15 protein-coding genes are annotated in these 14,881 nt (G+C 71.3%); 5 read left to right on the top strand and 10 right to left on the bottom strand.

The window, feature by feature from the left end; translation table 11 throughout:
• Positions 1 to 4 precede the first annotated feature (4 nt).
• Positions 5 to 295 carry a YiaA/YiaB family inner membrane protein gene (locus KSO98_RS03690; RefSeq protein ID WP_225283562.1) on the top strand — a complete coding sequence of 97 codons (291 nt, stop codon included), beginning with the start codon at positions 5 to 7 and terminating at the stop codon, positions 293 to 295.
• A 67-nt stretch (positions 296 to 362) separates the two neighbouring features.
• Here the strand turns inward: KSO98_RS03690 and KSO98_RS03685 are convergent, their stop codons facing one another.
• The 6 genes from KSO98_RS03685 to KSO98_RS03660 form a co-directional block, all read right to left on the bottom strand.
• Positions 363 to 1,367 carry a DUF2804 family protein gene (locus KSO98_RS03685; protein WP_225283561.1) on the bottom strand — a complete coding sequence of 335 codons (1,005 nt, stop codon included), beginning with the start codon at positions 1,365 to 1,367 and terminating at the stop codon, positions 363 to 365.
• A gap of 78 nt (positions 1,368 to 1,445) precedes the next feature.
• Positions 1,446 to 1,796 (bottom strand): GntR family transcriptional regulator, encoded by a 351-nt coding sequence (locus tag KSO98_RS03680; RefSeq protein WP_225283560.1) that lies wholly within the window; start codon positions 1,794 to 1,796, stop codon positions 1,446 to 1,448.
• Positions 1,793 to 3,193, bottom strand: coding sequence for an MFS transporter (locus KSO98_RS03675; RefSeq protein WP_225283559.1), 1,401 nt, complete (start codon positions 3,191 to 3,193; stop codon positions 1,793 to 1,795). The genes KSO98_RS03680 and KSO98_RS03675 overlap by 4 nt, the downstream gene beginning before the upstream one ends.
• Positions 3,190 to 4,887, bottom strand: a complete 1,698-nt coding sequence (locus tag KSO98_RS03670) for an acyl-CoA dehydrogenase family protein (protein ID WP_225283558.1) — start codon at positions 4,885 to 4,887, stop codon at positions 3,190 to 3,192. The genes KSO98_RS03675 and KSO98_RS03670 overlap by 4 nt, the downstream gene beginning before the upstream one ends.
• Before the next feature lie 204 nt (positions 4,888 to 5,091).
• Entirely contained in the window at positions 5,092 to 5,343 is a 252-nt protein-coding gene (locus KSO98_RS03665) for a DUF3263 domain-containing protein (protein ID WP_225283557.1), read from the bottom strand.
• Between the two features lie 30 nt (positions 5,344 to 5,373).
• Entirely contained in the window at positions 5,374 to 6,771 is a 1,398-nt protein-coding gene (locus tag KSO98_RS03660) for a pyridoxal phosphate-dependent decarboxylase family protein (protein ID WP_225283556.1), read from the bottom strand.
• A gap of 54 nt (positions 6,772 to 6,825) precedes the next feature.
• On the opposite strand from KSO98_RS03660, the gene KSO98_RS18405 reads away from it, so the two are divergent.
• The gene (locus KSO98_RS18405) at positions 6,826 to 6,960 is read left to right on the top strand and encodes a hypothetical protein (protein ID WP_263642329.1); all 135 of its coding nucleotides are present in this window, start codon (positions 6,826 to 6,828) and stop codon (positions 6,958 to 6,960) included.
• Positions 6,961 to 6,970: 10 nt separating this feature from the next.
• Here KSO98_RS18405 and map read toward each other — a convergent pair whose 3' ends face one another.
• Positions 6,971 to 7,738 (bottom strand): type I methionyl aminopeptidase, encoded by a 768-nt coding sequence (gene map, locus KSO98_RS03655; RefSeq protein ID WP_225283555.1) that lies wholly within the window; start codon positions 7,736 to 7,738, stop codon positions 6,971 to 6,973.
• A 61-nt stretch (positions 7,739 to 7,799) separates the two neighbouring features.
• Between map and KSO98_RS03650 the strand changes: the two genes are divergently transcribed.
• A complete protein-coding gene (locus KSO98_RS03650; protein ID WP_225283554.1) occupies positions 7,800 to 8,198 on the top strand; it encodes a limonene-1,2-epoxide hydrolase family protein in 399 nt (132 codons plus the stop codon).
• 82 nt (positions 8,199 to 8,280) lie between these two features.
• Positions 8,281 to 8,682 carry an SRPBCC family protein gene (locus KSO98_RS03645; protein WP_225283553.1) on the top strand — a complete coding sequence of 134 codons (402 nt, stop codon included), beginning with the start codon at positions 8,281 to 8,283 and terminating at the stop codon, positions 8,680 to 8,682.
• Positions 8,683 to 8,694: 12 nt separating this feature from the next.
• Here KSO98_RS03645 and KSO98_RS03640 read toward each other — a convergent pair whose 3' ends face one another.
• The 3 genes from KSO98_RS03640 to KSO98_RS03630 are packed head-to-tail and all read right to left on the bottom strand — an operon-like array spanning position 8,695 to position 11,817.
• Positions 8,695 to 10,383, bottom strand: a complete 1,689-nt coding sequence (locus KSO98_RS03640) for an ABC1 kinase family protein (protein WP_225283551.1) — start codon at positions 10,381 to 10,383, stop codon at positions 8,695 to 8,697.
• Between the two features lie 55 nt (positions 10,384 to 10,438).
• Positions 10,439 to 11,110, bottom strand: a complete 672-nt coding sequence (locus KSO98_RS03635) for an MBL fold metallo-hydrolase (RefSeq protein WP_225283549.1) — start codon at positions 11,108 to 11,110, stop codon at positions 10,439 to 10,441.
• Positions 11,110 to 11,817 (bottom strand): maleylpyruvate isomerase family mycothiol-dependent enzyme, encoded by a 708-nt coding sequence (locus KSO98_RS03630; protein ID WP_225283547.1) that lies wholly within the window; start codon positions 11,815 to 11,817, stop codon positions 11,110 to 11,112. Before KSO98_RS03630 ends, KSO98_RS03635 begins: the two co-directional genes overlap by 1 nt.
• Positions 11,818 to 11,873: 56 nt before the next feature.
• Between KSO98_RS03630 and uvrA the strand changes: the two genes are divergently transcribed.
• On the top strand, positions 11,874 to 14,843 hold the full coding sequence (gene uvrA, locus KSO98_RS03625; RefSeq protein WP_225283546.1) for an excinuclease ABC subunit UvrA: 2,970 nt from the start codon (positions 11,874 to 11,876) through the stop codon (positions 14,841 to 14,843).
• Positions 14,844 to 14,881 lie beyond the last annotated feature (38 nt).

The raw sequence follows: 14,881 nt of genomic DNA, 5'->3' as shown, positions 1-14,881 counted from the left end.
GCGCATGGACAACCACACTCCCTCCGCCAAGAACACCGCCGCCTTCTACATGCAGAGCGCGATCGCCTTCGGCGCCGCGCTCTTCGCCATGCTGCTCGCGATCTACCTGCTGCCGAGCGCGCCGTGGCCCAAGGCGTTCCTCGCCCTCGGCACGCTGTTCCTGACGACCTCGACGTTCTCGCTGGCCAAGTGCGTTCGCGACGCCCAGGAGAGCCTCTCGGTCACCGCCCGTCTCGAGCAGGCGCGGGTCGACAAGATCCTCTCCGAGCACAACCCGTGGAAGGAGGTCGCCTGACCGGCGAGACCGGTACGACACACCAGCCCCGGTCGCCGAGGCGACGGGGGCTGGTGTCATGTCAGGCTCAGAGCCGGGCGTCCATCTTCTCCATCACGCCACGGACCTGCGTGACGCGCCGGCCGGCCACCGTGCCGGACCAGGTGCCATAGAGCTGCCAGTAGTCGATCGCGGCCACCAGGAGCTGATGCTTGACGTCCTTGCGGCCGTCGGGGGTGAAGGTGACGTCGAGCAGGCCGTCGTGGGAGAAGCCGTGCCAGCGGGCGAGCGGCTCGTCGGACTCGGCGACGAAGGCGACCTCGTCGAGGCCGATGCAGGCCGGCCGGCCGGACGGGTCGGGCAGCCACAGGCAGGACTCGCCGGGCGTGCCGGGAGCGTCGGGTCGCTCGCAGAAGTTCGCGCCGACGATGCCGTCCTCGTGCCGTTCGGCGAACGTGCCCCACAGCCAGTGTGTCCGGTACGGCAGGAACGTCTTGTGCTCGTCGAGGATGACCAGGTCGCGGTCGGCCCGGAACTCGTAGGTGTGCTCGCCGACGCTCAGCGAGCCGGAGACCGGGAAGACGAGCTTATGGGTGTACATCTGGCCGCGGGGGAGCAGCGGCTGGCTCACCGAGAGCGGCGCCGAGGAGCCGGCGCCGTCCAGCTCGAGCTCGGCACGGATGGCCGGCTCGTCGCCCTTGGCCGCGATGTCGACGTGGAGCCGGTGGATGCCGCCGAGCGGCCCGAGGTCGTAGGCGATCCGGTAGCCGGGCCTGTCGATCTTCGGCGAGCTGCCGTAGAACGCCTCCGGCAGCTGCAGGCTGCCGCCGCGCGCGCTCGCGCTGTGCTGGGTCAGCCGCTGGGAGACGGCGTCGCGGACGTAGATCTCCGAGCTGGCCAGGTAGTTCGCGTCCTGGAGGATCATCGAGGCCGACAGCTCCGGGTGCATGAAGGTCCAGCCGATCCACTCCTTGAGGCGCAGGCGCTGGACCGCGCGGCGGGGCGCTGGGAACGCGTCGAGCGGGTTGACCCGGGTGGGGCGGACGTCGAACAGGCCGGTCGCCCGGTGTCCGTGTGTGACCAGCGTCTCCATGGCGGCAACCTACCGGAAGGTAGGAGGTCCGGATGAGGGAACCCGGGCGTGCGTCAGCGGCACTCCGGCTCCCGGCCCCTAGGCCACGTCGAGCGCCCGCTGGATGTGCTGGAGCGCCTCGGCGGGGGTGAGCCCCAGCGCCGAGACGCGGGCGACGTACGCGGCGGCCGCGGCACGCGCCTCCCGATCCACGCCGGGCCCGGTGACGAAGCTGCCGGCGCGACCACGGGTCTCGATGACGCCGGCCTGCTCGAGCTCGCGGTAGGCCTTGGCGACCGTGTTCGCGGCCAGCCCGAGCTCCTCGGCGAGCTGTCGCACCGGCGGGAGGCGGGTGCCCGCGGCCAGCGCGCCGCTCGCCGCCTGGCCGGTGATCTGCGCCTTGACCTGCTCGTACGGCGGCTCGGCGGCGGTGACGTCGATCGTGATCACGAGCCCATCCTCTCGGGCCGACGGATGGTGAGCCAGGACAGGGCGCCACCGGCGACCAGGAGGCCGGCGCAGATCAGCATCGCATGGTGGAAGGCGCCGTCGAAGGCGCCTGGGTCGGCGTAGTCGTCGCCCCCGAGCCCGACCGCGATCGGGAGGGCCGCCACCGCGAGGAGCGATCCGGCGCGGGCGACCGCGTTGTTCACGCCGCTGGCCAGCCCGGCCTGCTCGTCGGGCGCCGCGGCCAGCACCGTCGCGGTCAGCGGGGCCACCATGATCGCGAGGCCGAGACCGAACACGATGACAGCCGGGAGGACGTCGACCCAGAAGTCCACGTCGGGCCCGATCCGGGTCATCGCGAGCGTCCCGAGCGCCATCACGAGCGGGCCGACGCTCATCGGGAGCCGCGGCCCGATCCGCTGGCCGAGCCGGCCGCCCGCGGAGGCGAGGAGGACCATCACGAGAGTGAGCGGAACGAACGCGGCACCGGCGGCGAGCGCGGACCAGCCGGCCGCGGTCTGCAACTCGAGCACGACGAAGAAGGTCAGTGCCCCGAGAGCGCCGTAGACCAGCAGGGTCATCGCGTTGGAGGCACTGAAGGTGACGTCGTGGAAGAGCCGCAGGTCCAGCATCGGCTCGGGCTCACGCGCCTCGACCACCACGAACGCGACGCCTGCGGTGACGCCGAGGATCGCAGCGACGACGGCGGCCGTGCTGCCCCACTCGATGAGCGCGTACGTCGTGGCGCCGAGCGCGAGGGCGGCGAGCACCGCGCCCGACAGGTCGAAGCGGGAGGACGCGCGCGGGTCGCGGGTCTCCGGCACCGCCCGCACCGCGATCAGGACGGTGATCGCGGCCAGCGGGAGGTTGAGCAGGAAGATCCAGCGCCAGCTCGCGTAGTCGATCAGGGCGCCGCCGACAAAGGGCCCGATCGCGGCCGCGATGCTGCCGAGTCCGGACCAGGCGCCGATCGCCGGCGCCCGGTCCTCGGGGGTGAAGGCGCCCTGGATCATCGCCAGGCTGCCCGGCGTCAGCAGCGCGCCGCCGATGCCCTGGAGCGCGCGGGCGGCGATCAGCACCTCCACGTCGGGCGCGAGGCCGCACGCCAGCGACGCCACGGCGAACCAGACCACGCCGATCACGAAGACGCGCCGTCGGCCGAAGCGGTCGCCGAACGAGCCGCCCAGCAGGATGAGGCTGGCCAGGGTCAGCAGGTAGGCGTTGGTGATCCACTGCAGCTGCTGCAGCGAGGCGTCGAGGTCCTCGCCGATGCGGCGCAGCGCGACGTTGACCACGGTCCCGTCGAGCAGGGCCATGCCCGAGCCGAGGGTCGCCGCCGCGACGACGGCCCGCCCGGTGGGCGTGCCCATCCGGACCGCGGACACGGCAGGGACGCTCACGCGGACATCGGCGTGGTGCGCTCGACGATCGCGGCGAGGTCGCCGCCGGCGAGCATGCCGTACGTGCCGTCGTGGCCGTTGCCGTCCGCCCAGCCGAGGCGCGAGGCGCAGAAGACGTCGGCGACCTCGGCGGGTGCGTACCGAACCAGCAGCGAGCCCTGCAGCACCGCGGCCATCCGGCCCGCGAGGCGCCGCGCCGAGGCCTCCAGCTCCTCCGGGGAGCCCATCAAGGTGCCGAGCATGGCGAGCAAATGGTCGATCGATCGATCCAGCCGGGCGTCGGCGCCGCGGGCGGAGCCGATCTCGGTGAGATAGGCGTCGAGCACCTCCGGCTCGCGGGTCAGCGCGCGCAGCACGTCGAGGGCGTTGACGTTGCCGGAGCCCTCCCACACCGAGTTGAGCGGCGCCTCGCGGTAGAGCAGCGGCAGCCCGGACTCCTCGACGTACCCGTTGCCGCCCAGGCACTCCAGCGCCTCGGCGACCATGCCGGGGGTGCGCTTGCAGACCCAGAACTTCGCCAGCGGGAGCGCGATGCGGCGCAGGGCCGCCTCGTGCGGGGTCTCGGCGCGGTCGACCGCGGCCGCCAGGCGCATCGCGAGGGCGGTGGCGGCCTCGGACTCGACCGCGAGGTCGGCGATGACGTTGCGCATCAGTGGCTTGTCGGCCAGCAGCCCACCGAACGCCGAGCGGTGCGCGACGTGCCACGACGCCTCCGCGACGGCCTTGCGCATCAGGGAGGCCGAGCCGACCACACAGTCGAGCCGGGTGGCGGCGACCATCTCGATGATGGTGCGCACCCCGCGGCCCTCGTCGCCCAGACGGCGCACCACGGTGCCGTCGAACTCGAGCTCCGACGAGGCGTTGGAGCGATTGCCCAGCTTGTCCTTGAGCCGCACGACGTCCATCCGGTTGGGGCTGCCGTCGGGCAGGACGCGGGGGAGGACGAAGCAGGTGACCCCGCCGGGCGCCTGCGCCAGGACGAGGAAGAGGTCGTTCTGCGGGGCGGAGGTGAACCACTTGTGCCCGTGCAGCGTGTACTCGCCGTCGGTCCCGGTCGGGCGGGCGGTCGTCACGTTCGCGCGTACGTCCGAGCCGCCCTGCTTCTCGGTCATCCCCATCCCGGCCAGCGCACCGAGCTTGGCGCTCGCGGGGCGCATCCCCGGGTCGTAGCGCAGCGAGGCGAGCAGCGGCGTCCACTCCACCGCGAGGGCGGCGTCGGCGCGCAGCGCGGGCACGGCGGCGTACGTCATCGAGATCGGGCAGCCGTGGCCGGGCTCGGTCTGCGACCAGGCCAGGAAACCGGCGGCGCGACGCAGGTGCGCGTGGGCGTCTCCGCCGGCCTGCTGCTCCCAGGGCGCCGCGGCCAGGCCGTGCCCGACCGCGCGCTCCATCAGCCAGTGCCACGACGGGTGGAAGCGGATCTCGTCGACGCGGTTGCCGAAGCGGTCGTAGTTGACCAGCTCCGGGTGATGGGTGTTGGCCAGCAGGCCGTGCTCACGGGCGTCAGCGGTGCCGGCCTCGGCGCCGAGCGGCACCAGCGAGTCGAGCACGTCCTCGGAGCCGTGCCTGCGTACGGCCTCGGCGAGGGCCGCGTCGCCGGTGACGACGTTGTGCCCGACCAGCGGGGGAGCCTGGTTGCTCGCGGTGCGGAGCTCGAAGCGGGTGGGGATCGTGCCGGGTGCTGAGGACGCCATGGGGCGAGCGTAGTCACCGGCGCGGCGCTGGAGATCTAAAAAGCCGAACCGCTGACGTCTCGGGTCATCAGCGGTTCGGCAAGATGAAGCGTAGGTCGATGCGCGACACAGTGTCACGGTCAAGCGGCCAAGATGATCACGATGGTTGGTTTAGATAGCCCGTTCGGACTACTCGTGGGGTCAGTACGGCGCGCGGCCCACTGCTCAGTCCTGGCTGCGGCGGGCCGATCGCTCGCGCTGACGGGTGAGTCGCTGGCGTCGCAGACGGCGTACGAGGAGCGGGTCGGCGTCCATCGCGGCGGGGTGGTCGATCAGGTCGCCGAGCATCCGGTAGTAGTCCCCGGCGCTCAGATCGAACGTCTCGCGGATCGCGGACTCCTTGCCGCCGCCGTGCGTCCACCACGAGCGCTCGAAGCCGAGGATGTCGGTCTCGCGCTCGCTCAGTCCCTGCTGCATGGCGCACAGTGTCGCAGGGGTCGCCCCAGGTCAGCGCATCGAGTCGAGCACCCGGGCGATGTCGGCGATGGTGGTGAGCGGGTTGACCACCGCGATCCGGGTGCAGACCTGGCCGCGATGCCGGCTGGGCGTGATGAAGGCGACGTCGCGGGCGAGCAGGTCGGCGCTCCACGCGGTGTAGTCGTCCTGCGTCCAGCCCGTACGCGCGAAGATCAGCACCGAGAGGTCCGGCTCCACAAGAAGCTCGAGGTGGTCGGCGTTGTCGATCAGCGCGTGCGTGGCGCGGGCGGTGTCGAGGGTCTGCTCGATGGCCTCGGCGTACGCGTCGGTGCCATGCACCGCCAGGGAGAACCAGAACGGCAGCCCGCGGGCGCGGCGGCTCAGCTGGACGGCGAAGTCGCTCGGGTTCCACTCGCTGTCGACGTTGACGACCTCGAGGTAGCTCGCGTGCTGGGTGTGCGCGGCCCGGGCCAGCACCGGGTCGCGGTAGAGCAGCGCGCAGGCGTCGAAGGGCGCGAAGAGCCACTTGTGCGGGTCGACGATGAGCGAGTCGGCACGCTCGACGCCGGCGAAGAGATGCCGGACGGACGCCGCGGCCATTGCGGCGCCGCCGTAGGCGCCGTCGACGTGCAGCCACCAGTCGTGCGCCTCGCAGACGTCGGCGATGCCGTCGATGTCGTCGACCACGCCGAGGTTGGTGGTGCCCGCGGTGGCGACGACCGCGAAGACGGCCTCCCGCTCCTCGGGGGTGGCGGCTGCCACCCAGGCTGCCACCGCCTCTCCGGTCATCCGGCCGCGCTCGTCACCGGGGATGACGATCACGTCGACGTCCATCACCGACTCGAGCGAGTGGCGTACGGACGAGTGGGTCTCCTCGCTGAGCAGCACCGCCCAGCGGACGGGCCGGCTGCCACGGCGGCGTTGGACGGCGGCCCGCGCCGCGACGAGGGCCGAGAGGTTGCCGGCGGTGCCGCCCTGGACGAAGACGCCGCCGGCCTCGGCCGGCAGCCCGGCGAGGTCCGCGATCCAGCGCAGGGCCTGGTTCTCGGCGTAGACCGCGCCGGCGCCCTCGAGCCAGCTGCCGCCGTAGACGCTGGAGGCGCCGATGAGCATGTCGAACGCGGCCGCGGCCTTGGCCGGCGCGCTCGGGATGAAGGCGAGGTAGCGCGGGTGGTCGGTGGAGATGCAGGCGCGGGAGAGCACCTCGTCCCACAGCGTCGTCACGGCATCGCCGCCGAGTCCCTGGGCCGTGACCGTGTCGCCGGCGGCGGCGTTCAGCGCTTCGTACGTGGCGGTCCCGTCCAGCGGGACGGGGTCGCGCAGCCGTGCCACGCTCAGGTCCGCCAGGCGGCGCGCAAGCTTGTCCGCTTCGGGTCCGTACCGGTGCATCCGGGCAGGATCGCTCACTGCCTCCCTCGCCGAGTCCATGGCTCGCAGCGTAGCCCGGACCATGGTTGGGGCTGTTCAGCAACGCGAGGCGGCGTGCGGCCGGCTTTCGCGGCGTCGTGCGTGCTCGCTGCGGTCGCGTCTCTCGCCGCGGGCGGCACGTACGTCCACGAGGACGAGCCGGCGATCAGCGAGGCCGCCGCGAGTGTGGCGCTGCCCGAGGGAGGGTGAGGAGCGGGGCTCAGTCGCGGGCGGTGAGGATCAGCGGGCCGTCCGCGGTGATCGCCACCGTGTGCTCCATGTGGGCGCCGCGCGAGCCGTCCTTGCTGCGCAGGGTCCAGCCGTCCTTGTCGGTGTAGATCTCGTCGGTGGTGTGCAGGAACCACGGCTCGATCGCGATGACCAGACCCGGCTGCAGCTTGAAGCCACGGCCCGGGCGGCCGTCGTTGGGGATGTGCGGGTCGCCGTGCATCGTGCGGCCGACGCCGTGACCGCCGAACTGGGTGTTGATCCTGAGCCCCGCATCGCGAGCGACCTCGGCGATGGCGTGCGAGATGTCGCCGACCTTGTTGCCGGGTCGGGCCGCTTCGATGCCGGCCTCGAGGGCGCGGGTGGTGGTCTCGATCAGGTCGAGATCCTCCTGGCGGGCGTTGCCGACCACGACGGAGAGTGCCGAGTCGGCGACCCAGCCGTTGACGCTGGCCGCGAAGTCGACGCTGAGCAGGTCGCCGTCCTGGAGGGCGTAGTCGAACGGCAGGCCGTGCAGGACCGCGTCGTTGACGCTGGTGCACAACACCTTGCCGAACGGGCTCGCGCCGAAGCTCGGGTGGTAGTCGACGTAGCAGGACTCCGCGCCGGCGTCCTTGATCATCGTGTGCGCGAGGGCGTCGAGCTCCAGCAGGTTCACGCCGACCGCGGCCGCGTCCTTGAGGGCCACGAGCACGTCGGCCACGAACCGGCCGGCGGGCTTCATCTCTTCGATCTGGGTGGGGGTGCGAAGCTCGATCACGTGTCTCAGCCTAGAACGCGGGGCTATCGAGGAAGACATCGTCGTGGGTACCGTCGCAGGCATGAGCGACGCCGTGACCGTGGTCCGTACCTTCCTCGATCTGCTCGCCGGCGGCCGCGCCGCCGAGGCGGTCGAGATGCTGACCGAGGAGGCCGAGTGGCGCAACACCGGTCTGCCGACGCTGCGCGGCGCGCGGGTGAGGAAGACGCTGCTCGACCTGGAGCGGCGCAACGTGAAGTTCTGGGCCGACATGAACGCCATCGCCGCCGACGGCGACAAGGTGCTGACGGACCGCACCGACTTCCTGCGGGTGGGCCGCTGGGAGTCGTCGTTCTGGGTGTGTGGCACCTTCACGGTGCGCGACGGCAAGGTCGCGGTCTGGGATGACAAGTACGCGATGGGCAATGTGCTCGCCGGGTCGGCGCGCGGCGTGTTCAACATGATCCGGGGCCGCGGCTGAGCCAGGCTACGCGGGTGGACATCGCGTACTGGCTCCTCGCGGCCTTCGACGCTGACGCCGGGCTCCCGGCGGCGCAGTGATCATGGGCCACCCACGTTCGCGGCACGTCAGCGTCTGGATCTCGCGGCCGGCGGCCGAGGTCTACGCCTTCGCGGCGCGCCCCGAGAACCTGCCGCAGTGGGCCGGCGGCCTGGCCGGTGCTGTCGTCGAGTGGACCGGCTCGGCGTGGGCGACGGACTCGCCGATGGGTGCGATCACCTTCACCTTCGCGCCGCCCAACGAGCTCGGCGTGCTCGACCACGACGTCCGCCTGCCGTCGGGGGACGTGGTCTCCAACCCGCTGCGCGTTCTCGCCTACGGCGACGCCAGCGAGCTGGTCTTCACCCTGCGTCAGCTGCCGGGCATGAGCGACGAGGACTTCGACCGCGACGCCACGATGGTGGCGGCGGACCTCAACCGGCTGAAGGAGCTCTTCGAGCGCTGAGGGCGCGCCCGCTCAGATCCGAGGCACGTCCTTGGTCGCCCGCAGCTCGGTACGGGCGACCTTGCGGTCGGTGACCACGATCCAGCCCGCCAGCGCCGCACCGCCGAGGATGGCGAGCGCGAAGAGGACGATCGCGAGCGCCGGGTAGCCGAGCAGGCGGTGCTTGGTCGGGACCTGCATCAGCTGGGAGGCGCCCAGGATCGCCGCCGCGATGATGAGACCGAGCGTGAGCCGGTTCGCCAGTCGCTGCAGGACGGTGTGGAGGCGCTCCTCGTCGACGGCGTCGACCCGCAGCCGCAGCTGACCGTCCGCGAGGCTGTCGAGGATGCGGTTGGCCCGTCGAGGCAGCTGGGCGGTGAACTCCTTGGCGTCCAACGCGGCGGTGACGAGGTTGCCGGGCGACGTCCGCAGGCCACCGCGCAGGATGCGTGGCAGGTTGCCGCGGATCGCGTCGCCGGGCACGAAGCCGGGGTCGAGATGCAGCGTGCTCTGGTCGAGGTTGAGCAGCGCCTTCCCGACCATCGCCATCTCCGGGGGAGGACGCAGGCCGTGGACCCCCGAGATCCGGCTGAGCTCGACCAGCACCCGTCCGGCCTGCAGGTCGGGGCCCTCGGCCACGGCGTCGGCGACCAGATGGGTGACGTCGTCGCGGAAGGCCACCGGGTCGTAGCGCTCCAGCGGCTGCCCCAGGTCGGCCAGGACGCTCGCCGCCTGCTCGCCGTTGTCGTCACCGATGGCGACGAGGAGCCGCACGACCTTGTCCTGGATCCGGGGCGGGATCGTTGCGACCATGCCGAGGTCGATGATCGCCAGCCGGCCGTCGTCGGTCACGAGGAGATTGCCGGGATGTGGATCGGCGTGCAGGAAGCCGTGGTCCAGGATCGAGGTGAGATAGGCGGAGAAGAGCTGCTCGACGAGCGCCGGCGCATCGATGTCGAGCAGGCCAAGCGGTCCCACATCGGTCACCTTGCGGCCCTCGATGTAGTCCATCGTCAGCACCTTGCCGGTGGTGAGGTCGTGGACCGCCTGGGGGACCACCAGCAGGTCGTAGCCGCGGACGAGCTCGGCGAAGCGGGTCAGGTTGCGGGCCTCGCGGCGATAGTCCAGCTCGAGCTGCAGCGACCTCTCGAACTCGCGCAGCAGCCCGGCGAACCCGTACGTGCGACCCAGGCCGCTGCCCTTGTCCGCCATCGCGGCGAGCCGCGCCAGCGTCGCCATGTCGCCGCGGACCTGCTCGCGGACCCCGGGGCGCTGGACCTTCACGACGACCTCGCGGCCGCTGTGCAGCCGCGCCCGATGCACCTGACCGAGCGAGGCCGCAGCCAGGGGCTCGGGGTCGAACTCCGCGAAGAGGTGCCGTACGTCCGCGCCGAGCTCGGCCGCGATCGTCTCGCGCACGACATCGACGTCGATCGGCTCCACCTCGTCCTGCAGCCGGCTCAGCGCGGTCGTGTAGGCGGCGGGCAGGAGGTCGAAGCGGGTGGAGAGCAGCTGGCCGAGCTTGATGTACGTCGGCCCCATCGCCTCGAGGTCCGCCGCGAACGCCTCGGCCTTGTCGGTGGTCTCCTCGGGCGCCACGCCAGCGTCGTCGGCTGCGTACTCGTCGAGGTTCGCGCCCGTCACCAGGTCGGAGCGGCCGTGGCGGAGCAGGAGCCGGGCGAGGGCGGCGTAACGCCGGGTGGAAGACTCATCGGACGACATGTAGGCCAGGGTGCCCACGGGGCGGACCTCTCAAGCGGTGCCCGCGGATCCGCGCCTACCAGCCGCGCTCGCGCCACTCCGCCAGATGGGGACGCTCCTGGCCGAGGACGCCGTCGTTGCCGTGGCCCGGATAGAAGAGCGTGGCATCGGGGAGGCGCTGGAAGATCCGCTCCTCGACATCGGTGATGAGCTGCTCGAAGGCGGCCTCGTCACCGAAGGTCGCGCCGACGCCGCCGGGGAAGAGCGAGTCGCCCGTCCACAGATGCGGGGTGCCGTCCGGCTCGGTGTGCAGCAGACAGATCGAGCCCGGGGTGTGCCCGCGGATCGCGATCACCTCCAGGGTCACCTCGCCGACGGTGACGGTGTCGCCCTGGGCGAGCGTGCGAGAGATCGGGACGCCGGTCGCGTCGGTGATGGCAGCGGCGTCAGGCTCCCCGGCGAGTGCGGCTGCGCCGCTCACCGCGATGACATCAGCCAGCGCGCGGTGGTGGTCCCAGTGCTGGTGGGTCGTCACGACGGTGGCGAGCCCGGCCGTCCCGATCAGCGGGAGCAGCGTCGAGGCGTCGGCGGCCGCGTCGATCAGCAGCTGCTCCCCGGTGGCGGCGCACCGGAGCACGTAGCAGTTGTTGGACATCTTCGGATCGACCGCGACCTTGGTGATCGTCAGCGCCGACAGCTCGCGCACGTCGGCCGGGCCGCCCGGCTTCACCTCGCCGGTGTAGCCCATCAGAGTGTGCCGATCCGCGGCAGGTCGCCGCCCTCGACGCTGAGCTCGATGCCCTCGTACGGCGGGCGGCCGGTGAGCCACCACGCCAGCCCGTGGGCGGGACCGGTGACGGTCGGGCCGCCGGTGCCGAGCTGGTGCTTCCAGTCCAGGTCCGAGGCGACGAGCAGCGCGTTGACGCCCGGGACCGGCCGGGAGAAGCCGGCGCCGAGAGCCTCGCGGACGAAGGACGCGGGCCAGTCGGCCGGGCTGTACCCGACCCCGAGGTCGACGTGGTGGATCTCCACCTCGCTCATGCGCATCCCCGGCGTCGCGCCGGCGGCGAAGCGACGTGCGCTTCCCGGCGTCCGCTCGATGAGCGACTCGACGACCTCGGCGGGGGACTCGGCGAGGGCAGAGAACGCCTCGTCCAGTCGTGCGCTCGCCACCTTGAAGCGCCGCCAGAGCGGATCGCGATGGGTGGCGGCCAGCTCGGCGATGTCGGCGTCCCGCGCCTCGTCCGAGGCGTACATCGGGTGGGGCTCGCCCTCGATGACGCCGATGACGGCACCGGCCAGCGCCTCGGCGTTCAGGGTGAGGTGCGCGATGACATGACCGCGGCTCCATCCGGGTAGCGTGCTGGGGGCCGCCCACTCGTCATCGGAGAGCGCTTCGACGTCGTCGATGAGGCGCTGGGTGGCCGCGTTCAGGGGATCCGCAGGTGAGGTCACACGGCCATACTGCCACCCTGTACGATGGCGAACACATGTTCGATCAGAGGAGTGTCGTGACCGACCAGCTCATCATCCGGGGTGCTCGCGAGCACAACCTCAAGGACGTCTCGCTCGACCTTCCCCGCGATGCCCTGATCGTGTTCACCGGTCTCTCCGGTTCCGGCAAGTCCAGCCTCGCGTTCGACACGATCTTCGCCGAGGGACAGCGCCGATACGTCGAGTCGCTGTCCGCGTACGCGCGCCAGTTCCTCGGCCAGATGGACAAGCCGGACGTCGACTTCATCGAGGGCCTGAGCCCGGCGGTCTCGATCGACCAGAAGTCCACGAGCAAGAACCCGCGCTCGACGGTCGGCACGATCACCGAGGTCTACGACTACCTGCGTCTGCTCTACGCCCGCGCCGGCCGCGCACACTGCCCGACCTGCGGCGCCCCGATCGAGCGGCAGACGCCGCAGCAGATCGTCGACCGTGTCCTCGCGATGGAGGAGGGGCTGCGCTTCCAGGTCCTCGCGCCCGTCATCCGGGGCCGCAAGGGCGAGTACGTGGAGCTCTTCAGCCAGCTCCAGCAGCAAGGCTTCAGCCGCGCCCGCGTGGATGACGAGACCTACACCCTCGACAGCCCGCCGAAGCTGGACAAGCAGAAGAAGCACACCATCGAGGTGGTCGTCGACCGTCTGTCGGTCAAGGAGAGCTCCAAGCGTCGCCTGACCGACTCGGTCGAGACCGCGCTCGAGCTCGCCGGCGGCCTGGTGGTCTTCGACTTCGTCGACTCCGGCGAGCAGGTGAAGTTCAGCGAGAAGATGGCGTGCCCCAACGAGCACCCCATCGAGACCGACGACCTCGAGCCGCGCTCCTTCTCCTTCAACAGCCCGTTCGGTGCCTGCCCGGCGTGCTCCGGCCTCGGCACCCGGATGGAGGTCGACCCCGAGCTGGTCGTGCCCAACCCGCAGGCGACGCTGGGGGAGGGCGCGATCCAGCCGTGGAGCCACGCCCACATCGCCGAGTACTTCATCCGGCTGATGGGAGCGCTCGGCGACGAGCTCGGCTTCGACCTCAACACGCCCTGGGAGGAGCTGCCCAAGCTCGCCCAGAGGGCGATCCTCGACGGCCACAGCACCAAGGTCCACGTCGTCACCCGCAACCGGTACGGCCGCCAGCGCGCGTACGACGCCGACTTCGAGGGCGTGCGCCGCTACATCGAGCGCCGGCACCGTGAGGCCGAGTCCGACACCAGCCGCGAGCGCTTCGAGGGCTTCATGCGCGAGGTGCCGTGCCCGACGTGCCAGGGCAGCCGGCTGAAGCCCGTCTCCATGTCGGTCACCCTCGGCGACAAGGACCGGGGCGGCAAGAACATCGCCGAGGTCTGCGCGCTGCCGATCAACGAGGCCAGCGCCTACCTCAACGCCGTCGAGCTCAGCGAGCGCGAGAAGCAGATCGCCGAGCGCGTCCTCAAGGAGATCCAGGAGCGGCTGCGCTTCCTGCTCGACGTCGGTCTCGACTACCTCTCCCTGGACCGCCCGAGCGGCTCGCTGTCCGGCGGCGAGGCGCAGCGGATCCGGCTCGCGACCCAGATCGGCGCCGGCCTGGTCGGCGTCCTCTACGTCCTCGACGAGCCGTCGATCGGCCTGCACCAGCGCGACAACCAGAAGCTGATCGAGACCCTCGTCCGGCTCAAGAGCCTCGGCAACACGCTGATCGTGGTGGAGCACGACGAGGACACGATCAACGTGGCCGACTGGGTCGTCGACATCGGCCCCGGTGCCGGCGAGCACGGCGGCCACGTCGTGCACAGCGGCACGGTGAAGGAGCTCTACGCCAACGAGAAGTCGCTCACGGGTCAGTACCTCGCCGGCAAGCGCGAGATCCCGGTCCCGGCGGTCCGTCGTCCCCGTACGCCCGACCGCGCGCTGACCGTCCACGATGCGCGCGAGAACAACCTGAAGAACGTCACCGTCGACTTCCCGCTCGGCGTCTTCTGCGCCGTCACCGGCGTGTCGGGCTCGGGCAAGTCGACGCTGGTCAACGACATCCTCTACACGTCGCTGGCCAAGCAGATCTACGGCGCGCGCACCATCCCGGGCCGCCACCGCACGATCACCGGGCTCGAGCACGTCGACAAGGTCATCCATGTCGACCAGTCGCCGATCGGCCGTACGCCGCGGTCCAACCCGGCGACGTACACGGGCGTCTTCGACCACGTCCGCAAGCTCTTCGCCGCGACCCCCGAGGCGAAGATGCGCGGCTACCAGCAGGGCCGCTTCTCGTTCAACGTCAAGGGCGGCCGCTGCGAGGCGTGCTCCGGCGACGGCACGATCAAGATCGAGATGAACTTCCTGCCCGACGTCTACGTGCCGTGCGAGGTCTGTCACGGGCAGCGCTACAACCGCGAGACGCTCGAGGTGCACTACAAGGGCAAGAACATCGGCGAGGTGCTCGACATGCCGATCGAGGAGGCCGTCGACTTCTTCGCCGCCGTCCCCGCGATCAACCGGCACCTCACCACGCTGGTGGAGGTCGGTCTCGGCTACGTCCGGCTCGGTCAGCCTGCCACCACGCTGTCGGGCGGCGAGGCGCAGCGCGTCAAGCTCGCCTCGGAGCTCCAGAAGCGCTCCACCGGCCGGACGGTCTACGTGCTCGACGAGCCGACCACCGGTCTGCACTTCGAGGACATCCGCAAGCTGCTCAAGGTGCTGCAGAGCCTCGTCGAGAAGGGCAACACCGTCCTCACGATCGAGCACAACCTCGACGTCATCAAGACGGCCGACTGGCTGATCGACATGGGCCCCGAGGGCGGTTCGCGGGGCGGCACGGTCGTCGCCGAGGGCACACCGGAGCAGGTTGCCGCCAACCCGGCCAGCCACACCGGCCGCTTCCTCGTCCCGCTGCTGGAGGGCAGGCACGCCGAGCAGCCGGCCGAGCCGAAGAGGGCCCGGAAGTCGGCCGCGGCGGCGACGAAGGCACCGGCGAAGAAGGCACCGGCGAAGAAGCCCGCCGCCAAGCGGGCGACGGCCAAGACCGCCTGACTTCTCGGGAAGTTCTCAGGCTCTGTGCAGTCGGCCCG

Origin of the sequence: Nocardioides nematodiphilus (genome assembly GCF_020216525.1) — a bacterium.
Lineage (GTDB): Bacteria > Actinomycetota > Actinomycetes > Propionibacteriales > Nocardioidaceae > Nocardioides > Nocardioides nematodiphilus.
This window is presented reverse-complemented; position numbering and strand designations above follow the sequence as displayed.